General features: G+C 68.7%; 18 protein-coding genes. 5 read left to right on the top strand and 13 right to left on the bottom strand.

From position 1 onward, the window contains the following. Positions 1 to 25: 25 nt before the first annotated feature. The 7 genes from FIV50_RS04005 to FIV50_RS03975 all read right to left on the bottom strand — a co-directional run bounded on the left by FIV50_RS04005 (position 26) and on the right by FIV50_RS03975 (position 6194). Positions 26 to 661 carry a response regulator gene (locus FIV50_RS04005; protein WP_140036306.1) on the bottom strand — a complete coding sequence of 212 codons (636 nt, stop codon included), beginning with the start codon at positions 659 to 661 and terminating at the stop codon, positions 26 to 28. Further along, the gene (locus tag FIV50_RS04000) at positions 658 to 1833 is read right to left on the bottom strand and encodes a sensor histidine kinase (RefSeq protein WP_140036305.1); all 1176 of its coding nucleotides are present in this window, start codon (positions 1831 to 1833) and stop codon (positions 658 to 660) included. The genes FIV50_RS04005 and FIV50_RS04000 overlap by 4 nt, the downstream gene beginning before the upstream one ends. A 64-nt stretch (positions 1834 to 1897) precedes the next feature. Further along, positions 1898 to 2689, bottom strand: a complete 792-nt coding sequence (locus tag FIV50_RS03995; protein ID WP_140036304.1) for a class I SAM-dependent methyltransferase — start codon at positions 2687 to 2689, stop codon at positions 1898 to 1900. 43 nt (positions 2690 to 2732) lie between these two features. Further along, complete coding sequence (locus FIV50_RS03990) at positions 2733 to 3893, bottom strand: AMP-binding protein (protein WP_140036303.1); 1161 nt, start codon at positions 3891 to 3893, stop codon at positions 2733 to 2735. A gap of 16 nt (positions 3894 to 3909) precedes the next feature. Then, on the bottom strand, positions 3910 to 4821 hold the full coding sequence (locus FIV50_RS03985; protein WP_140036302.1) for a 1,4-dihydroxy-2-naphthoyl-CoA synthase: 912 nt from the start codon (positions 4819 to 4821) through the stop codon (positions 3910 to 3912). 79 nt (positions 4822 to 4900) lie between these two features. Then, positions 4901 to 5860, bottom strand: coding sequence for a permease prefix domain 1-containing protein (locus tag FIV50_RS03980; protein WP_140036301.1), 960 nt, complete (start codon positions 5858 to 5860; stop codon positions 4901 to 4903). A 1-nt stretch (position 5861) separates the two neighbouring features. Continuing rightward, entirely contained in the window at positions 5862 to 6194 is a 333-nt protein-coding gene (locus FIV50_RS03975; RefSeq protein WP_140036300.1) for a PadR family transcriptional regulator, read from the bottom strand. Positions 6195 to 6308: 114 nt separating this feature from the next. Between FIV50_RS03975 and FIV50_RS03970 the strand changes: the two genes are divergently transcribed. Continuing rightward, complete coding sequence (locus FIV50_RS03970) at positions 6309 to 7328, top strand: GNAT family N-acetyltransferase (RefSeq protein ID WP_140036299.1); 1020 nt, start codon at positions 6309 to 6311, stop codon at positions 7326 to 7328. 59 nt (positions 7329 to 7387) lie between these two features. Further along, complete coding sequence (locus tag FIV50_RS03965; RefSeq protein ID WP_140036298.1) at positions 7388 to 8365, top strand: o-succinylbenzoate synthase; 978 nt, start codon at positions 7388 to 7390, stop codon at positions 8363 to 8365. 31 nt (positions 8366 to 8396) lie between these two features. Here the strand turns inward: FIV50_RS03965 and FIV50_RS03960 are convergent, their stop codons facing one another. Further along, positions 8397 to 9020, bottom strand: coding sequence for a TetR/AcrR family transcriptional regulator (locus FIV50_RS03960; RefSeq protein ID WP_140036297.1), 624 nt, complete (start codon positions 9018 to 9020; stop codon positions 8397 to 8399). A 121-nt stretch (positions 9021 to 9141) separates the two neighbouring features. Here FIV50_RS03960 and FIV50_RS03955 point away from each other — a divergent pair, with 121 nt between their 5' ends. The 3 genes from FIV50_RS03955 (at position 9142) to FIV50_RS03945 (ending at position 14662) form a co-directional block, all read left to right on the top strand. After that, positions 9142 to 11943, top strand: a complete 2802-nt coding sequence (locus tag FIV50_RS03955; protein WP_140036296.1) for an MMPL family transporter — start codon at positions 9142 to 9144, stop codon at positions 11941 to 11943. Next, positions 11940 to 13904 carry a YhgE/Pip domain-containing protein gene (locus FIV50_RS03950; RefSeq protein ID WP_140036295.1) on the top strand — a complete coding sequence of 655 codons (1965 nt, stop codon included), beginning with the start codon at positions 11940 to 11942 and terminating at the stop codon, positions 13902 to 13904. The genes FIV50_RS03955 and FIV50_RS03950 overlap by 4 nt, the downstream gene beginning before the upstream one ends. A 161-nt stretch (positions 13905 to 14065) precedes the next feature. Next, entirely contained in the window at positions 14066 to 14662 is a 597-nt protein-coding gene (locus tag FIV50_RS03945) for a 2'-5' RNA ligase family protein (protein ID WP_258184404.1), read from the top strand. A gap of 15 nt (positions 14663 to 14677) precedes the next feature. On the opposite strand, the gene ccsB is transcribed toward FIV50_RS03945, so the two are convergent. Genes ccsB through FIV50_RS03920 form a run of 5 tightly spaced genes read right to left on the bottom strand, consistent with a single transcriptional unit; the run spans position 14678 to position 19568 of the window. Further along, positions 14678 to 15664, bottom strand: a complete 987-nt coding sequence (gene ccsB, locus FIV50_RS03940; protein ID WP_140036294.1) for a c-type cytochrome biogenesis protein CcsB — start codon at positions 15662 to 15664, stop codon at positions 14678 to 14680. A 4-nt stretch (positions 15665 to 15668) separates the two neighbouring features. Next, a complete protein-coding gene (gene resB / locus FIV50_RS03935) occupies positions 15669 to 17453 on the bottom strand; it encodes a cytochrome c biogenesis protein ResB (RefSeq protein WP_140036293.1) in 1785 nt (594 codons plus the stop codon). Between the two features lie 28 nt (positions 17454 to 17481). Next, a complete protein-coding gene (locus FIV50_RS03930; RefSeq protein ID WP_140036292.1) occupies positions 17482 to 18261 on the bottom strand; it encodes a cytochrome c biogenesis CcdA family protein in 780 nt (259 codons plus the stop codon). A 16-nt stretch (positions 18262 to 18277) separates the two neighbouring features. Beyond that, positions 18278 to 18931, bottom strand: coding sequence for a TlpA family protein disulfide reductase (locus tag FIV50_RS03925; RefSeq protein WP_140036291.1), 654 nt, complete (start codon positions 18929 to 18931; stop codon positions 18278 to 18280). A 52-nt stretch (positions 18932 to 18983) separates the two neighbouring features. Beyond that, positions 18984 to 19568: a helix-turn-helix domain-containing protein gene (locus tag FIV50_RS03920; RefSeq protein ID WP_140036290.1), complete on the bottom strand. Its 585-nt coding sequence runs from the start codon at positions 19566 to 19568 to the stop codon at positions 18984 to 18986. Positions 19569 to 19570: the final 2 nt, after the last annotated feature.

The following is a 19570-nucleotide window of genomic DNA, read 5'->3' as shown; positions in this document are numbered from 1 at the left end:
GATGATCCCGCGGCGCGCAGTGAGGTCAGGCGAGCCCGTGTTCGAAGGCGAAGACCACGAGCTGCACGCGGTCGCGCAGGGAGAGCTTCGTCAGAATGCGGCTGATGTGGGTCTTCACGGTCGCCTCGCTGAGGTATTCGCGAGCGGCGATCTCGGAGTTCGACAGCCCCCTGGCTGCGAGCGCGAAGATCTCGCGCTCACGGTCGGTCAGCGCCGAGAACTGCACGGGCACCGGTTTCGGCGCCTCGGCGAAGTGCTCGAACAGCTCACGCGTGGCCGAGGCGGCGATCACGCTCGAACCGGAGTGGACGGTGCGGATCGCCGCGAGGAGGAACTCGGGGTCGGCGTCCTTGAGAAGGAACCCGCTGGCCCCCTGGCGGATGGCGCGAGCGGCTGCCTCGTCGAGGTCGAAGGTGGTCAGCATCACGATGCGGGGAGGGTCGGGCTGAGCGAGGATCTCGGCGGTCGCGGCCAAGCCGTCCATGACCGGCATCCTGATGTCCATCAGCACCACATCCGGTCGGGTCGCGTGCACGAGGGAGACGCCCTCTCGGCCGTCGCCCGCTTCGCCGACCACGTCGAGGTCGGGTTGCGAGGCGAGCAGCATGCGGACCCCGGCGCGGAACAGCGCCTGATCATCGACGAGGACGACCCTGATCATGCGACTTCTCCGATCGGGAGCGAGGCGGCGACGACGAACTGTGCGCCCTGACGCTCCGCCTGAAGGCTACCGCCCACGAGCTGCGCGCGTTCGCGCATGCCGATCACTCCGTGGCCGGCGCCGATCTGCGGCTGCTCGCCGCCCACGGTGTTGCGCACCTGGATGTCGACGCGATCAGGAAGCCAGGCGAGGTGCACATCGACCGCCCCGTCGCCGTGTCGGATGGCATTGGTGAGCGCCTCCTGCAGGATCCGGTACACCGCGAGCTGGATCGCCCCCGGCGGCTCCCCCGGTGGCATCGGATCGACGGTGATGCGGGGCTCGACGCCCGCCTGACGAACCTGCGCGAACAGCGCTTCGAGGTCTGCCAGCGTCGGCTGGGGGCCGTCACCCTGTCGGTGGCGCAGCTGGGTGAGCAGCAGGCGCACGTCGCTCAGGGCACTGCGAGCGGTCTGGGCGATGGTGCCCAGCGCCTCGGTGGCCATCTCGGGCTTCGCGGCGGCTGCATACCTGGCGCCGTCGGCCTGGGCGATCACCACGGCGAGCGAGTGCGCGACGATGTCGTGCATGTCGCGGGCGATTCGCACGCGCTCCTGCTCCTCAGCCGCGAGCGACTCCGCCTCCAACTGCGCGGATCGTGTGCGCCGAGCGCGGAGGATGACGCGCCACAGCAGGCCGCAGACCCACGCGAAGCCGAGAGCGAGCACCGAGACGACGAGAAGCAGAGTGCCGGTGGTCAGCTGATCCCAGCCGCTGGTTCCGGAGGTCACACCGGTGACGACCACCAGGTAGACCGCCGATACCAAAGCCCCGAATAGCGCCGAGCCGAATCCCCACCACAACACGACCCGCGACCCCCAGGCGGCAGTCGCATAGAGCACGAGGAGGATGGCGACGTCGATCGGCAGCGGCCCGAATCCGGAGAGCATCTGCACGATCGCCCCCGCCCAGGCCGCGGCGAGCGCGAGCCCGGGAGCGAGCCTGCCGATCGCGACGCCGCCGAACATCAGGATGCCCGCGATCACGACCGCCGCGACCGCAGCACCGTCGACTCCCTGGCCGATCGTCCCCGGACCGTAGAACACGACCGAGAAAGGCGTGAGGATGACGAAGAGCAGCGCCGCCCCGACGATGTCGAGCACGAGCGCCGTACGGGAGAGCGGGCGGATCACTCCCCCACGCTACGCGGCACGGCATCCGCCTCGCATCCGCCTGCAGATGTATCCGCGGCGCGTGTCAGGCGCGGGCGATGATCTCGCCGTGCGGCACGAGGTACCACCCGTCACCGTCGTCGGCCCAGCGCTTCCAGGCATCGCTGATCGCCTGGAGGTCGCTCGACGTCGCCATGTCGCTGTCGACCAACTGCCGGGCGAGCGCCGACTCGAGGATGCGGTCTGCCCACATGCCACCCCACCATGCGCGATCCTCGGGAGTCGCGTAGGTCCAGTTGGAGGTCGTCGCGGTCACGTCGTCGAACCCGGCCGCGCGTGCCCAGGCGAGCAGACGTCGTCCGGCGTCGGGCTCTCCACCGTTGGCTCGTGCCGCCCGCCGGTAGAGATCGAGCCATCGGTCGAGCTCGGGCAGCATGGGGAACCAGATGAAGCCCGCGTAGTCGGCGTCGCGTGCCGCCACCACACCCCCCGGCGCCGTCACACGGCGCATCTCGCGAAGCGCCTGCACGGGATCACCGACGTGCTGCAGCACCTGGTGCGCGTGCACGACATCGAAGGTGTCGTCGGCGAAGCTCAGCGCATGCACGTCTTCAACCGCGAAGTCGAGGTTGTGCAGCCCCTTGCTCGACGCGAGATCGCGCGACAGTGAGAGCGCGTTCTCATCGATCTCGGTCGCCGTCACGTGGGCGACGATCACTGCGAAGTCGACCGTGATGCTGCCGGGCCCGGCTCCGACGTCGAGAAGCCTGGTGGTCTCGGCCAGGTGCGGGCGGAGGTACTCGGCGGAGTTCGAGATGTCGCGGCTGCTGTGCGACCGGAGAACGGTCTCGTGATGTCCGTGCGTGTAGGTGGCCATGACTCAGTCTGGCAAGAAACCTCTTGCAGAACGGAATCGACCGTCAGTGCAGCTCGAGGACGGCCCGCCGGATCGTCTCGCGATCCGGCTTGCCGGAGGCCAGCACGGCGAGCTCGTCGACCATGATCAGCCGCACGGGGCGCGCATGCTTGCCGAGCTCGTCGGCGACCATCTCCCGCGCGTGCGCGAGCTGCTCGGCCTCGCTGCGCCGCAGCGCCTCGCCCCGGGGCGCGACGATGACCGAGGCCTCGCCCCATCGTTCGTCCGGCACACCGACGACCACGGCACCCGTGAGTCCTGGTACGCCGCGAACCACACGCTCGACGCGGTCGAGAGAGATGTTGATGCCGCCCGAGACGATCACGTTGTCGGCACGACCGTGCACCCGCACCACGCCGTCGTCCAAGAGCCCGAGATCGCCTGTGTGATACCAGCGGATGCCGTGTTCGTCACGCGAGAAGTTCTTCGCCGTCAGCTCCCCGTCACCGAGGTAGCCGTCAGCGAGCATCGGCCCGGCGATACGCAGCTCGCCGTCCACCATGCGCACGGCGACCGTGTCGAGGGGAACGCCGTCGTACACGCACCCTCCGCTGGTCTCGGTGGAACCGTACGTGCGGACGAGCCGGACGCCGAGATCGGCGGCACGCTCCCGCAGCGGCACCGGCAGCGCCTGCCCCCCGACCAGGATCGCGCGGTACGCCCGCAGCGCGGCCCGGACGGGCGCGTCATCCGCGGCATCGAGCAGCGTCGACAGCTGTGCCGGCACGAGGGATGTGTACAGCTCGGGGATCGATAGGGATGTCCCGGGAGAGGGTCGGAGCATCGACAGCGTCGCATCGGCGAAGGACTCCGGTGAGAAGCGACCGCTCAACGCGACCGGGTGCGTGCCGGCGATCAGAGACCTCACGACCACCTGGAGCCCGGCCACGTATCCGGCCGGGAGGGCGAGCAGCCAGCGTCCGCCGCCGACCCTCGCCGCCGTGGCTTCGACACTCGCGCGCAGCGCCTCGCCGCTCAGAGCGACGCGTTTGGGAACGCCGCTCGAGCCGGAGGTGGCGATCACCACGGCTGTGCCGTCCGGCACCCACGTCGGTGCATCACCGAGCATCCCGAACCCGAGTGCCGGCCCGCCGTCGAGCGCCCGCGCCAGGGCGTCGCGCAGTTCGGCCGGATCCTCGGCATCCGTCGGCGTCAGCGCGACCATGTCCGTCTCGATCCGCTCAGTAGTGCCAGGGGAACGACGACCAGTCGGCGTCGCGCTTCTCGAGGAACGAATCTCGGCCCTCGACCGCCTCGTCGGTGCCGTAGGCGAGACGCGTGGCCTCGCCCGCGAAAACCTGCTGCCCGACGAGCCCGTCGTCGACCGCGTTGAACGCGAACTTCAGCATGCGGATCGCCGTGGGCGACTTGGTGAGCACGGTGCGCGCCATCTTCAACGCCTCGCGCTCGAGCTCGGCGTGGGGAACGACCCGGTTCACGGCCCCCGCCTCGTAGGCACGCTGGGCCGAGTACTCTTCCGCGAGGAAGAACACCTCGCGCGCGAACTTCTGACCGGTCTGCCTCGCCATGTATGCCGAGCCGTAGCCGGCGTCGAAGCTGCCGACGTCGGCATCGGTCTGCTTGAACCGCGCCTCCTCGGCCGAGGCGATCGTGAGGTCGCAGACCACGTGCAGCGAGTGCCCGCCACCGGCCGCCCACCCGGGGACGACGGCGATGACGACCTTGGGCATGAAGCGGATGAGGCGCTGGACCTCGAGGATGTGCAGGCGACCGGCCCGCGCGGGGTCGTGCACGGTCTTCTCGTCGTCGGAGTACTTGTAGCCGTCGCGGCCGCGGATGCGCTGGTCTCCGCCCGAGCAGAACGCCCAGCCCCCGTCCTTCGGACTCGGCCCGTTGCCCGTGAGCAGCACAGCACCGATGCGAGGGTTCTGCCGTGCGTCGTCGAGTGCACGATAGAGCTCATCGACCGTGTGCGGACGGAAGGCGTTGCGCACCTCTGGGCGATTGAACGCGATGCGGGCGACGCCGCCGTCCGTGCTGACGTGGGCGGTGATGTCGGTGTAGTCCTCGGCGCCGGGCGCAAGCACCCATTCGTCCGGGTCGAACAGGTCTGAGACGAATGCGCTGGTCACAGCATCCAGCCTATTCCCGCGGGGGTTGCACACGCAGACGGCGTCGCCCCGAAGAGGCGACGCCGTCTGGGTACTGCGGTCAGCTGCGGCGAGCGCGAGCGGTCTTGATCCATCCGTCGACGATGTCCCACAGGGGGAAAGCGACGAGAGCGAAGCCTGTGATCACGGTCAGGATGCGCATCGTCTCATCGGTCACTCCGTTGTCGGTGAAGACGAAGCTCAGGAACTCTGGGTTGATCAGCGCTCCGTGCAGCAGCAGCGTGAGCGACCAGGCGGCGAAGACCACGGCGAGCGCAGTGTTGACCACCGCGGTGCCGATCGTCCAGCGACGCTGGGCGTAGACGACCACGGCCAACAACGCCTCTGCGACGAAGAGCGCGAGGAGGAACGTGATGCCCCACGGCCACAGCGCCGGGTTCAGCAGGGCGATCGGAGCGCCCTCGGTCGGGAAGAAGCCGACGAACGCGTCCCAGAACACCGCCCCCGCGCCGAGCACGAGGAAGACGATCGAGGCGATGGCGTCGGCGCGACCGGCACCGTTCTGCGTGGGTTCGGGCAGCTGGTCGACGCTCCACCTCACTCCGGTGTCGGCGCCGGTGCGCTCGAGGACGAAGAACACGAGCGTCACCCAGAACCCGACGTGGACGATGGAACCGAGAGCCGCCACCACGGCCGTGCCGATGATCTCGCCCGTCGGGGCGCCGTCGATGAGCTGCCCGAGCATGACACCGCCGAATGCACAGATCGGAACGATGATCAGCAGAAGCTTCAACAGCCGCCACCAGACGAGGTAGTACTTCGGCCCGATGAGGTGCAGCGGGCGGTCGGCATAGCCCGCTGCGAGGATGCCGGGGTCGCCGAGTTCGGTGAGGACGGAGCGTTCGGCGGCGGAGGGCGTCTCCCCCTGCTCGAGTCTCGCGTCGATCGCATCCGCGATCGACGCTTCGAGCTCTGCGCGAACGTCGTCCTGCACCTCGGGCCTGAGGCTGCGGATCGTGGCGCTGATGTAGCGCTCGGTGAGCGTGGCTGTCGTGGTCATGTCAGTGCTCCTCAGCTGTGAGGGTCGCGATCGCCGCGGTCAGCGATCGCCATTCTTCGGTGAGAGTGTCGGCGAGCCGGATGCCGGCTTCCGAGGTGCGATAGAACTTGCGAGGCCGCGCCTCGTCGGTGTTCCACTCGCTCGTGAGGTACTCCTGCTTCTCGAGCCTGCGAAGCAGCGGGTACAGCGTGTTCGCGTCGGTGGCGAAGCCGCGGCGCTCGAGGTCTTCGAGCAGTCCGTAGCCGTACCCCGCAGTGCGCAGCAGCTGCAGGCAGGCCAGCACCACGGTGCCGCGGCGCAGTTCCTGCAGATGCGTGTCGAGGGTCTCGTTCATGTCGATCACATTACTGTGTGTCACACACCATTGTCAATCACACATTTATGTGACGGGCCATCAGCCGCGAGGCATGCCCTCGGCCCCTCCGGTCGAGCAACTACCGTGGGGGGAATGACGATCGAGATCTCCCGGATAGATCCGTTCGACGACGCCGAGGTGCGTGCGTGGTGGGAGTGCTACGCCTCCGCCGAACGAGCAGACCGCGGCACGGATGCCGTCGTCTGGTCTCGGGCGGAGAGCCGCAGCGAGCTGCAGCAGCAATCGGCCGTCGTCGACCGGCGCGCCTATCTGCTCCGCGACGGCGCGGACGTCGTCGGATCCGCGAGCCTCGGACTGCCACTCAAGGACAACACGCACGTCGCACACCTCGCGATCAGCGTGCCGCCGCGCCACAGACGACGGGGCATCGGCACGGAGGCACTCGCCTTCCTCGAGCGCGAAGCCGTGGCATCCGACCGCACGACAGCGCAGGGTTCGGCGTCGTGGCCCTTCGAGCTCGGTTCGGAGGGAGCGGGGTCCCCCGGCCGCGAGTTCGCGAGGCGACACGGATACAGCCTCGCTCTCGGCGACGTGCAGAGCAGGCTGCCCCTGCCTGTGGACCCCGCACTGCTCGACCGGATCGAGAGCGATATCGCAGCTGCAATCGCGCAGTACGAGATCCGCAGCTGGGTCGGCCGCATCCCCGACGACGTCGTCGAGCGCTGGACGATCCTCGACGCGACGCTCGAGACCGAGGCGCCGACCGGCGAGCTCGACATCGAACCGCAGAAGCCCGACGTCGACAGCATCCGCGAGAGCGAGGAGCTGCTCGAGCTGCAGGGGCGCATCTCGTTCGGGACGATCGCGCTCGCGCCGGACGGCGACGCCGCCGCCTATTCGCAGCTCGTCGTGTCGACCGACGACGGCAACGCGTATCAGTGGGGAACCCTCGTCCGTGCGGCCGACCGAGGTCACCGGCTCGGCATCGCGGTCAAGGTCGCCAACCTGCGGATGCTGCACCGCGAGGCGCCTCAGGCGCGCGCCGTCTACACCTATAACGCGGAATCGAATGCGCACATGCTCGCCGTGAACACGCTGCTCGGCTTCCGCCCGAGCGAACGACTGGGCGAACTGCAGAAGCGTCTGATCTGAGGAGACTCCGTCGGCACGGCGGATCCCCGGAGGCGGCTCGGACAGAGCAGAATGAGCACATGCTCCCACCGCTCGCAGATCTGCTCGCCTCGGCCAGGGTCGTCTCGCTTCCGATGCACACCCGCTTCCGCGGAGTGGACACCCGAGAGGCGCTGCTCTTCGAAGGCCCCGAGGGCTGGGCGGAGTTCTCCCCGTTCCTGGAGTACGAGGATGCCGAAGCAGCGACCTGGCTCGCCGCGGCGATCGACTTCGCGTGGCGGTCGCAGCCGGCGCCCCTGCGCGAGCGCATCGGCGTGAACGCCACGATCCCCGCCATCGAGGCGGCGCGGGTCGCCGAGGTGCTGGCCCGCTTCGCCGGGTGCCGCACCGCGAAGGTCAAGGTCGCTGAGCCGGGCCAGACGCTGGCGGACGACGTCGCTCGCGTGCGAGCCGTGCGAGAGGCGATGGGTCCGGAAGGCCGCATCCGCGTGGATGCGAACGGGGCCTGGAACGTCGACGAGGCCGAGCATGCGGTGCACGCCCTCAACGAGTTCGATCTCGAGTACGTCGAGCAGCCCTGCGCGACGGTGCCCGAGCTCGCCGAACTGCGCACCCGTGTGAAGTACATGGGCATCCCGGTCGCGGCCGACGAGAGCATCCGCAAGTCGTCCGACCCGCTCGCGGTCGCTCGGGAGAAGGCAGCCGACCTGCTCGTGATCAAGGCGCAGCCGCTGGGGGGAATCACCCACGCGCTGCAGATCATCACCGCCGCCGGCCTTCCCGTGGTCGTCTCCAGTGCGCTCGACACCGCGATCGGGCTCTCGCAGGGGGCGGCGCTCGCCGCCGCCCTGCCGACGCTCGACTACGACTGCGGGCTCGGCACCGCATCCCTGTTCCTCGACGACGTCGCCGACCTGCGGCCGGTCGAGGGCTCGATCCCCGCCGGACGTGTGACGCCGGATGCGGCCGCACTGACTCGACTCGCCGCTGACGACGACCGTCGCGACTGGTGGCTCGATCGCCTCAGCCGCTGCTACGAAACGCTCACCGCGCGCTGAGCCGCGCTCATCTGCAGGCCGAGCAGGTCCGTCACTCGGCGAGCAGCAGCTGCACGAGCCTGCCCAGCTCTTCGCTGCCGGAGCGCCGCAACTGATCGGAGTCCTGGCCGGCCATCGCACCGCGAACGGTCATGCCCTCCCAGAGGATCATGAGCATGCGGGCGGCATCCTCGGCCGGAACCTTCATCTCGAGTGAGCTCACCGAGACGATGTCGGTGATGATCACCGCGATGCTCGAGACCATCTCGCGCTCCTGCACGAGGTAGGCCGCGCCGAACTGATGATCGCGCAGGGCGCGGATCCGGATCTCGCTCATCAGCATCACGCCGAGCCGGTCATCGCCGCCGGCATCCATGATGCGCTGAACGAGCTCGACCGGATCGCACCCCTCTGACAGGCCGCCCTCTGCGGCGATCTCCGCGACTCGGGCGCGCACACCGTTGACGCGTTGCTCGCCGACGCTGCCGGCGAGCATCAGGAACAGCTCGTCCTTGGACTCGAAGTTCGAATAGAAGGCTCCACGAGTGAACCCGGCGCGGTCGCAGACCGCTTCGACCGAGGCGCCGTCGAGGCCGACCTCTGCGAAGACCTGCGCAGCTGCGTCGAGAAGCCTGGCTCGCGTGTTCTCCCGGCTGCGAGTGGCGGGTGTCGTCATCGAATCCTCCTGCCTCACATTCTCACACCCCGTACACAGACTCCGGGGCTCGGACCACCTTACGATACAGGTATGTATTGGATACACCTGTGTATCCGGCCCGTATTTCCTGAGGAGCCTCGTGTCCACACTCCTGTCCTCGCTCGGCCGCTGGTCATACCGGCACCCGTGGCGCGTCCTCGTCTCCTGGCTCCTCGCGCTCGGCATCGCCGGCGCCGGCGCGCTCGTGCTCGGGGCAGGAACGGACAACTCGTTCTCGATCCCGGGGACCGAATCCCAGGCGGGTCTCGAGCAGCTCAACCGCTCCTTCCCCCAGGTCAGCGGAACCAGCGCGCAGATCATCGTGGTCGCCGCGGACGGCGACTCGATCGCCGATGATGCGTATCGGACCGACATCGAGGATGCTGTCGACCGGCTCGCCGATCTCGATGACTCCGTGCTCTCTGCGACGTCCCCGTTCGACGAGATGGTCAGCGGCATGGTCAACGACGACGAGACCGCGGGCATCATCAGCCTGCAGTTCGACGGTCAGGCGTCCGACGTCTCGGACGAGACCCAGGACGACCTGCGCGCCGTCGTGGCCGAACTCGCCGACGAGCTCCCCGACGGCTCCCAGACCGCTCTCGGCGGCGAACTGTTCGCCACTTCCATCCCCGGTGTCACACTGACCGAGGCGGTGGGCCTGCTCATCGCCCTGCTCGTGCTGATCGTGACCTTCCGATCGTTCGTCGTCGCAGGGCTCCCGCTGCTCACCGCGGTGCTCGGCGTGGGCATCTCGATGGCGGGGATCTTCGCCGCGACCGCCTTCGCCACGGTCTCGTCGACCACTCCTCTCCTCGCCCTCATGCTCGGCCTCGCGGTCGGCATCGACTACGCGCTGTTCATCATGGCCAGGCACCAGGACCAGGTGCGCGAGGGGGTCGACCCCGAGGAGTCCACTGCTCGCGCCGTCGGCACGGCCGGCTCCGCAGTGGTGTTCGCCGGTGTGACCGTGCTGATCGCACTGATCGGACTCGGCTTCGCCGGCATCCCGTTCCTGACGACCATGGGCATCGCGGCATCCGCCGCCGTCGCGGTCGCCGTCGCGATCGCGGTGACGCTCACCCCCGCATTCCTGGGCTTCATGAAGGGCCGGGTGGCGGGCCGGCCGCGCAAGGCTCCGAAGGCGAAGAAGGGCAAGCCTGCTCCCGCTCCGCGTGTGCGATTCAGCGAGCGCTGGGTGACCGGCGTGACCAAGCGCCCGATTCTCGTGTCGCTCGCCGTCGTGATCGGCCTCGGCATCGTCGCGGTGCCTGCTCTGAGCCTGAACCTCGCGCTGCCGAACGCCGGCGTGCTGCCGAAGGACTCGGAGGCGCGGCAGAGCTACGACCTCGTGGCCGAGGAGTTCGGCCCCGGCTTCAACGGACCCATGATCCTCACGGGCACGATCGTCACCTCGACCGACCCCCTCACGTTGATGGAAGACCTCGGCGACGAGGTCGCCAAGATCGACGGAGTGAAGGAGGTCGCCCTCGCGACCCCGAACGAGACCGCCGACACCGGCATCGTGCAGATCGTCCCCGAGACGGCACCCGACGACCCCGCGACGGCCGACCTGGTGCGCGAGCTGCGATCGCATCATGACGAATGGCTCGACGAGTTCGGGATCGACCTCAAGGTCACCGGCTTCACCGCCGTCGGCATCGACATCTCCGACCAACTGGGCAACGCGCTGCTGCCCTTCGGCATCTTCGTGATCGGTCTCTCGCTGATCCTGCTCACGATCGTGTTCCGCTCGCTCTGGGTGCCGATCACCGCCGCCGCAGGCTACCTGCTCTCGATCGTGGCCGCCTTCGGCATCGTCGGCGCGGTGTTCGAGTGGGGCTGGTTCGCCGATGCCCTGCACGTCGCCAAGGTGGGCCCGATCATCAGCTTCATGCCGATCATCCTCATGGGTGTGCTGTTCGGGCTGGCGATGGACTACCAGGTCTTCCTGGTGTCGCGCATGCGCGAGGACTTCGTGCACGACCCCGACGGGAAGCGCCCCGACCGAGCCACGCGTCGCGCCGCGGCGCTGCGAGCCGTGCGCAGCGGCTTCACGGGGTCTGCGAAGGTCGTCACGGCTGCAGGACTCATCATGTTCGCCGTGTTCGTGGCGTTCGTACCCGAAGGCGACTCCTCGCTCAAGCCCATCGCGCTGGGCCTCGCGGCCGGCATCGCGATCGACGCGTTCCTGGTGCGGATGACGCTGATCCCCGCTCTCATGGCCATTCTCGGCGAGCGTGCATGGGAGATCCCCGCGTGGCTGGAGAAGATCCTTCCGAGCGTCGACATCGAGGGCGAGGCGGTCGAACGCGAGCGTCACCTGGCGGAATGGCCAGGTGACGACTCGGTCGTGGCCGCCGACGATCTCTCAGTGACGGATGCCGGCATCTCGGGCCTCCACCTGCGCCTCTCCCCCGGCGGGTCCGCTGTGCTCACCGGCTCGTCCCCCGGCGCGCTGCGTGCCCTGGCGCTGTTGATCGCCGGCCGTGCGACTCCCGACGACGGACGTCTCCGCGTCGCCGGCCATCTGCTTCCAGGACGCGCGGCATGGGTGCGCGCGCATGTCGGAGCGGTCATGACCGCGGATGCCGGAAGCCTGTCGGCAGACCTTTCCGAGGCGCTTCGCGGACGGCCCGCGCTCGTGGTGATCGACGCAGCCGACCGGCTCTCGCGCCCCGAACGCGATCAGCTCGCCGCACGACTGCGGGACTCCCGCAGCACGACCGCGATCCTGCTCACTGCGCTTGACGCCGAGATCGGCCTCGAGATCCTCGCAGACGCCGGCCGCACGCCCGCCGACGTGATCGATATCGACGCACCCGCAGCACAGACACGACCCGAGTCCTCGGTGCCCCGCACCGTGGACGGCACCACCGAATCGACCGAGGTGAACGCATGACCCTCCCCATCGAACGCGCCCGCTCGCGCAAGCCCATCACGTGGCTGACCATCCTCGGCGTCGTGCTGCTGCCCGCGGCCGTGGGCGGCATCCTGGTCGCCGCACTGCAGAACCCGACCGAGCGCCTCGACTCGATGACCGCCGCGATCGTCAACCTCGACGAGCCCGTGGAGATCGACGGACAGCTGACGCCGCTGGGTCGACAGCTCGCGTCAGGACTCGTCGAAGGATCGGACGACCTCGACTCCAACCTCACCTGGGTGATCTCGAACGAGGATGACGCGGCAGACGGGCTCGCTGACGGGTCATATCAGGCCGTCATCACGATCCCCGAGGAGTTCTCGGCCGCCGCGACCTCGGCAGGGCAGGCGATCTCAGACGGCGGAGGTGACGCCGAGCAGGCGACCATCCAGGTCACCACGCCGGACGACGGGCTCGTCGCCGACGACCTCATCACGAGTCAGATCGCGAATGTCGCCGCCTCGAGCATGGGCACGCTGCTGTCGGAGGCCACCACCGAGAACATCCTCGTCGGCTTCACCACGATCGGCGATCAGATCGGAGAGGCCGCCGACGGCGCCGCCCAGCTGGCCACCGGTGCACGCGATGCAGCGACGGGCGCGGCCGCGATCCCCGACGGGGCGACACAGCTCGCCTCTGGCGCCACCGAACTCGGAAACGGCGCCTCGTCGCTCGCCTCCGGGCTCGACACGCTCGCGACGAAGACCCGCGAGGCTGCGGGCGGCGCGAGTCAGATCGGCACCGGACTGACCGCAGGGGCGACGGAGCTGAACACCCAGGCAGGGCAGATGCCCGCGCTCGTGGGGGCCGTCGCGACCGGAACCGATGCCGCGACCGACGCCGCGACGAAGACCGCGAGCCTCGCGCAGACGCTTGGCACGATGGCAGCGAGCTGCGATCCTGCCGTCTCGGGAGAGCTGTGTGCTCAGCTCGCGACCGAGGCCGCGAACGCAGGAGCAGCCGCCAAAGCAGCGGGAACCGCATCGGGGTATCTCACGGCCGTCGAACCGCAGATCGCGACTCTTCCCGGCGCGTTCACGACCCTCGCGACCCAGCTCGGTGACGCAGGCGCCGGCGCGACGAGCCTCGCGGACGGCCTGAACCAGCTGGCGTCCCAAGGTCTCGACGAGTCCGCTGCCGGTGCCCGAGCACTGTCGACCGGAGCCGTTCAGCTGTCCGACGGGACGACCGAGCTCGCGACCGGCGCCTCCGAGCTCGCGACCGGCCTCGACACCCTCGCCACCGGAACGGGTGATCTCGCCGGGGGCCTGCGCACGGCATCCGAGTCCCTCCCCTCGTTCAGCGACTCCGAGTCGACCTCGCTCGCCTCGGTGATCGCCGACCCTGTGGCGTCGAAGGGCGCCGATGGTGCCACGATCTTCGGTCCGACCGCGATCCCGCTGCTCACGGCAGTGGTGCTGTGGTTCGGCGCTCTCGCCTCGTTCCTCGTGATGCGCGCGCACACCGCGCGCACTCTCACGTCGCGACGCTCATCTGCGGGACTCGCGCTGCGCGCCTTCGCTCCGGTCGCCGCCATCGGCGCCGCTCAGGGCCTGCTGGTCTCCCTGATCGTGCAGTTCGTCGCGAGCTACGATGCCGCGACCTGGTGGGCGTTCGCCGGTATCGCCGTGCTCGCCGGCGTCGTCTTCGCCGCTGTGAACCAGGCGCTCGTCGCCGTCTTCGGCGGCATCGGTCGCTGGATCAGCACGCTCGTCGGGGTGCTGGCGATCGCGACCGGGCTGATCTCGACGGTGCCCGGCTGGCTCGCGGATCTCGGTGCCTCCCTGCCCACCGCCCCCGCGTTCGACGGACTGATCGCCGCGAACGGAGGCGCAGCCGCCGGCCTCATCGTGTGGGCGGTGCTCTCACTCGTCGCGACGACCGTCGCGGTCGCCCTGCGTCGCACGACGTCGGTGAGAGCGGCTCTGGCGACCGCCTGAGCGTCTCTCCGGCACCGCGCGCGGGCACGGCTTCGGACCACACCCGCCTACGCGCCGCGACTCGTTCTCGATTCGCGGCGCGTCGTCGTCCACGTCCGAAGTCGTGCCCGCCGGGGCACAGGCGGTATTCGCACACGGCCCCACGCACGTACGATCAGAAGATGCGTCGCCCGTTCATGACCTCTCCCGCCCAGCTCGAGTCACTCGAGGGGCAGCAGTATCTCGTGCTGCGCCCGACGAGAGCGGTGTCGGACGTCTACCGGGCAGAGCAGAGGTCGGCCCTCGGCCGGATGGACGCTCCGCACCCGCACACCGAGCACGTCACGCTCCGCGCATTCCACGAGCCCGAGCGTCGGGAAGACCTGCTCGCCCTGATCCGCGAATGGGCGGTGGCGCAGCGCCCGATCGAGGTCGTCGCCGAGGCCGTCGACGTGTTCCCGGCTCCGTGGCAGGTCGTCATCCTGCGCCTGAGACGAACCCCGTCGCTCGTGTCGGCCTACGCGAATCTCAGTGAGGCTCTCGAGGCAACCGACTTCCGTCGATTGGACGAGCGCAGCACGGAGGACTGGACGTTCCACCTGTCGGTGATCTACGCGAAGACGCTCGCACCCGCGGCGTGGACCGAGCTGTCGCACAAATCCCGTCGCTCGCTCAGCTCGCGCCCCGCCGAGACCATCAGCGAGGCCGAGCTCGTCTGGTACGAAGACGGCGTCGAGCACTCCGAAGTGATCCCGTTCGGACTGCGCTCGTTCAGATGAGGTCCGCTCGGGCGCTCAGCTGAGGCCCGAATACGCGTGCAGACCCTTGAAGAACACGTTGACGATCGTGAAGTTGAACAGCACGGCCGAGAAGCCCACGATCGCCAGCCAGGCCGACGGGTTGCCGCGCCAACCGCGCGTCGCACGAGCGTGGATGTACCCCGCGTAGAGCACCCAGATCACGAAGGTCCACGTCTCCTTGACGTCGAAGCCCCAGAAGCGGCTCCACGCGTAATAGGCCCAGATCGAACCGGCGATGAGGGTGAACGTCCAGAGGATGAACCCGATGATCGTGAAGCGGTAGGCCATGCTCTCGAGGCGCTCCGACCCGGGGAAGGTGCGCAGGAAGCCTGGACCGGTCTTCTCGGCTCCCTCGGAGATCAGCCGCTCGCGGCGGGACTGCATCAGCTGGATCACCGACAGCGCGAACGCCAGGGCGAAGAACGCGGTGCCGAGGGATGCCACGAAGACGTGGATCACCAGCCACACGCTCTTGAGCGGGTCCATCAGAGGCGACACCTCGACGTAGAAGTTCGTGGCTGAGAGCCCCAGCAGCACGACGACGAGACCGGTGATGAACGTGCCGAGGAAGCGCAGATCGATGCGCGTCAGAACCGCGAGGAACACCGCGACGATCAGCAGCGTGCCCATCATCGCGAACTCGTAGAGGTTGGCCCAGGGCACCCGCCCGGCCGCGAAACCGCGCGTGAGCGTGGCGGCGAGGTGGAAGATGAAGGCGAGCACGGTGAGCGAGGTGCCGATGCGAGCCATCACGAAACGCTGCGGGGCGACCACGGAGTCGGATGCCGAGGCACCCTTCGCTCCCTTGGCACCGCGCGCACTCGCTCCGGCACCGACGAGTTCGAACTCCCGCACGCTCGCCGCATCGGCGGACAGCTGCGACCGGCGGGCGAGGTCGAAGGCGTAGGCCACGAAGGCCGCAGCGTAGATCGCGATCGCCGTCCACAGCAGGATCGGCGAGATCACTTCGAGATCGAACATGGTGTCAGTCTACTTTCGGGGTGTCGGATGCGGGGCGTTCGGGGTCACCCTCGCGGACGTTCTCGGACGCCGTCTCAGCCTGGTCGGAGTCGATGTCGGTCGGCTCCGGCGCCTCGACCGCTGTCGTCACTCCCGCCGCGTCCATCAGACGCGCGTGACCGGCGACGAGGTCGTCGACAGCCGTGGCGAGAGTCGGATCCTCGCCGCGTGCGAGACCCGCATACTCGAGGGAGACGACGCCACCATCTGCCGTCGCCTTGACCCACACTCGGCGCCGAGGGATGAACAGGGCGAGCATGAGTCCGCCGAGCGCGAGGAGCGCGAAGCCGAGAACCCACGGCCCCGACGCGTCGCGGTGGATCTGCAGCGAGGCGAAGCGCTTGACCGACTGCGAGGCGTCGGTGGCCCCTGCCGGCGACTCGTCTTCGAAGGTCACGGTTCCGAGTCCGTTCGGCAGGTCGGCCGTGTCCCCGGGGGCCAGCTCGATCGACTCGAGATCGGTCGTGCGTCCGGTCACCTTCGTCATGTCCGAGGTGTCGAGCACGTAGACCGAACGCGGCACGCCCTCGTTGATGCCCAGATCGCCCGTGTACACGTCGAGCGTGAGGGTCGGGTTGGTCAGATCGCCGAAGCCCGAGAAGAACGCACCGGTGTCGAGCACACCCGTTGTCGGATAGAAGAAGCCGACGAGGCCGATCTGCTCGCTGAGCCCGTCGGGGATCTTGATGACACCGAGAGAGGTCATGTTGTTGTCCTGCGGCAGGAACGGCGTGCTGTTCGTGAACACGACCTCCCCGTCGGGGTCGCGCACCGTGATCGTCGGGGCATACCCGTTGCCGAGCAGGAAGACGTTGTCGTCGGCGACGCCGAGAGGCTCGTTGACCTTGACCGAGCCGGTGCGCTCCTCGCCGTTCTCCTGCACTGTGACGTTGGCCGAGAAGTCGCCCGCCTGACCGGAGCCGGGCTCGCCGAAGGGCTGGTAGGTGACGTCGAAGCTGTCGAGGCGCATCGAGTACGGCGCGAGGGCGCCGTCGCTGACGAACCGGCCGCGGTTCATCGAGTCGTAGTCGAGCAGCGTGTTGGCGAACGTCTCACCCTCGACCAGCACTCGCTGGCCGGTGTAGGCGAACCCGCCCCCGACGCCCACGGTGATCAGCACGCCGACGAGGGCCAGGTGGAAGAGAAGGTTGCCGGTCTCGCGCCAGTAGCCGCGCTCGGCCGACACCGACGAGGTGCGCCCCGAGTCGTAGCGCTCCACGCGGTATCCGAGAGCCTTGAGCTGTTTCGTCGCGATGTCGATCGTCGTCGCAGCGTCGGCGGGCGCGTCCGTCGAGGCGCGCTCGACAGCGCGGAAGTCGGCGAGCCGCTTCAGTCGTGCGGGAGTGCGGGGCGGCCTCGCCTGCAGCGCCTTGGCGTGGTGCCGGATGCGCGGGATCACGCAGCCGACCAGCGAGGCGAACAGCAGCAGGTAGATCGCCGAGAACCACGGCGACAGATAGACGTCGAACAGCTTCAGCGAGTCGAGCACCGGGAACAGATCGGGGTTGTTGCGCTCCCACTCCGTGACGCCGTTGGGGTCGGCCATCCGCTGAGGGAAGATCGAGCCGGGGATCGCGGCGATCGCGAGCACGAGCAGCAGGATCAGCGCGGTGCGCATCGAGGTCAGCTGACGCCAGCCCCAGCGCAGCCAGCCCACGAAGCCGAGGCGCGGCTGGGTGATCGACTCCTCGCCGTCGACGTGGTCTGACGGCCGCAGCGGATCGCTGGACCTCTCGGTTGTGCTGCTCACGTCATCCTTCCGATGCGTCGTGTTCTCATCAGAACGGGAGGGGGACACTGCCGATCACCACCGTGAGTCGCGACATGATGTCGGTCCAGAGCCCGGTCACCATCAGCACGCCGAGGACGATCAGCAGCACGCCGCCGATGATGTTCACGATGCGGATGTGGCGACGGAGGAACCCGACCGTCTTCGTGGCCCACCCGAAACCGAGGGCGACGAGCAGGAACGGGATGCCGAGGCCCAGCGAGTAGGCGAGGCCGAGGAATCCGGCGCGCACCGGATCGCCGGCGTTGAACGAGAGAGCGATGATCGCGCCGAGCGTCGGCCCCATGCACGGAGCCCAGCCGATTCCGAGCGCGATTCCCAGCAGCGGTGCGCCGATGATGCCCACCTTGGAGTCGACGTGGAATCGGATCTCGCGCTGCGCGAACCCGAAGGCGCCCAGGAAGATCAGGCCCATGACGATGATGAAGACTCCGAGGATGCGAGTGATCAGGTCACCCCAGCGGATGAAGAAGACGCCGAACGTGCCGCTGAGCACCGTGTAGAGGATGAAGACGAGGGTGAAACCCAGGATGAAGAGCAGCACACCGAGGACGAGTCGACTGCGGGCGGGAGCCTCGACCGTCGAGACGGCGGTGCCGTCCGTGGTGTTCGCCGCGCGGCGAGGGGCGACGGCTCCCCCGAGGAACCCGAGGTAGCCGGGCACCAACGGCAGCACGCACGGCGACAGGAAGGAGACGAGGCCGGCGAGCATCGCGACGGGGATCGCGAGCCAGAGGGCTCCCGATCCGATGATGGCTTCGGGGTTCACGCCGCTCCCGAGAGACTCACGAGTCCTCCGCGAGCGCGTCCTTGACGAGCGTCGAAAGGATCGAGGTGCCGTCGATCGGCCCGATGATCCGGGCGGCGACCCGGCCCTGCTTGTCGAGCACGAGAGTGGTCGGGGTCGCCTGGATCGGCACCGACGATGCGAAGGCGAGCTTCGCCTCAGCGGTGTCGACATCGATGAGACTCGGGTAGGTCACGCCGAACTCCGCCGAGAACGCCTTGGCGGTGTCGGCCTGATCACGGGTGTTGATCCCCAGGAAGGCGACGTCGTCTCCGCCGTGCTCCTGCCACACGCTCTCGAGGTCTTCCGCCTCGAGGCGACACGGTGCGCAGCCGGCGTACCAGAAGTTGACGACCGTCACCTTGCCCGCAAGCTCGGAGCTGCTGAAGTCGTCGCCGTTCTCGGTCACGCCGCCGAAGTCGACGACGGGTTCACCGCGCTCGGCGACCGGGATCTCGACGATCGCTCCGTCGGCCGCGACATAACCGGGGTTGTCACCGCTCAGGAACGAATCGTTCACGGGATCGGGAGCGCAGGCGCTCAGACCGATGGCTAGTACCGCGGCGAGCGCGACACCGACCGCGCGGCGAGAAGGCCGGATGCGGGAGGAGCGGCCGCTGCGGATCGGACGAACCGTCGAGGCGAGTGGCACGATTCCCAGTTTACGCGGGGGTTCCTATGCATGGGCCGGACGCGAGATCTGTCTAGACGCTGGACCCGGCGGTGCGGGCACGGAGGTGGATGCGCTTCCCGTCCTTGCTGAAGATCGACAGGAACTCCGTCGGTCCGGCCCCGGCGACCCCCAGCCAGTGGGGGATGCGCGTATCGAAATCGGCGGCTTCGCCGGGGCCGAGGACGACATCCTGCTCACCGAGCACGAGTCGCAGGCGACCCGACAGCACGTACAGCCACTCCTGCCCGTCGTGGACCTGCGGCTGAGGTGTCACCACGACACCTGCGGGATTCGCGGGAAGCGTCACCTTGTAGGTCTGGACCGGGCTCATCTCGGGCGAGAGAGACTCGTACCAGACCTCTCCGGCGCGCTTCGTCTTGCGCGCGACACGCGGATCGGGAGCCGATCGCGGCACCAGGTCGTCGAGCTCCAGGCGCAGGGCGCGGGCGACCGGGATCACCAGCTCGAGGTTCGGAGCGCGTTTGCCGGCCTCCAGACGAGACAGCGTGCTCGAGGAGATGCCCGTCACCCGCGACAGCTCTGCGAGAGTCATGCTGCGCTTCTCCCGCCACCCTTTCAGCCTGGGGCCGATGAGCGCGAGGGTGCCGTCTGGCATAC

The organism is Microbacterium foliorum (assembly GCF_006385575.1).
Lineage (GTDB): Bacteria > Actinomycetota > Actinomycetes > Actinomycetales > Microbacteriaceae > Microbacterium > Microbacterium foliorum_B.
This window is presented reverse-complemented; position numbering and strand designations above follow the sequence as displayed.

Excerpts from the sequence above, each read along its gene's own strand:
- FIV50_RS04005 (WP_140036306.1), bottom strand. The coding sequence starts at position 661 with ATGATCAGGGTCGTCCTCGTCGATGATCAGGCGCTGTTCCGCGCCGGG.
- FIV50_RS03995 (WP_140036304.1), bottom strand. The coding sequence starts at position 2,689 with ATGGCCACCTACACGCACGGACATCACGAGACCGTTCTCCGGTCGCAC.
- FIV50_RS03990 (WP_140036303.1), bottom strand. The coding sequence starts at position 3,893 with ATGGTCGCGCTGACGCCGACGGATGCCGAGGATCCGGCCGAACTGCGC.
- FIV50_RS03980 (WP_140036301.1), bottom strand. The coding sequence starts at position 5,860 with ATGACCACGACAGCCACGCTCACCGAGCGCTACATCAGCGCCACGATC.
- FIV50_RS03975 (WP_140036300.1), bottom strand. The coding sequence starts at position 6,194 with ATGAACGAGACCCTCGACACGCATCTGCAGGAACTGCGCCGCGGCACC.
- FIV50_RS03970 (WP_140036299.1), top strand. The coding sequence starts at position 6,309 with ATGACGATCGAGATCTCCCGGATAGATCCGTTCGACGACGCCGAGGTG.
- FIV50_RS03965 (WP_140036298.1), top strand. The coding sequence starts at position 7,388 with ATGCTCCCACCGCTCGCAGATCTGCTCGCCTCGGCCAGGGTCGTCTCG.
- FIV50_RS03960 (WP_140036297.1), bottom strand. The coding sequence starts at position 9,020 with ATGACGACACCCGCCACTCGCAGCCGGGAGAACACGCGAGCCAGGCTT.
- FIV50_RS03950 (WP_140036295.1), top strand. The coding sequence starts at position 11,940 with ATGACCCTCCCCATCGAACGCGCCCGCTCGCGCAAGCCCATCACGTGG.
- FIV50_RS03945 (WP_258184404.1), top strand. The coding sequence starts at position 14,066 with ATGCGTCGCCCGTTCATGACCTCTCCCGCCCAGCTCGAGTCACTCGAG.
- ccsB (WP_140036294.1), bottom strand. The coding sequence starts at position 15,664 with ATGTTCGATCTCGAAGTGATCTCGCCGATCCTGCTGTGGACGGCGATC.
- FIV50_RS03920 (WP_140036290.1), bottom strand. The coding sequence starts at position 19,568 with ATGCCAGACGGCACCCTCGCGCTCATCGGCCCCAGGCTGAAAGGGTGG.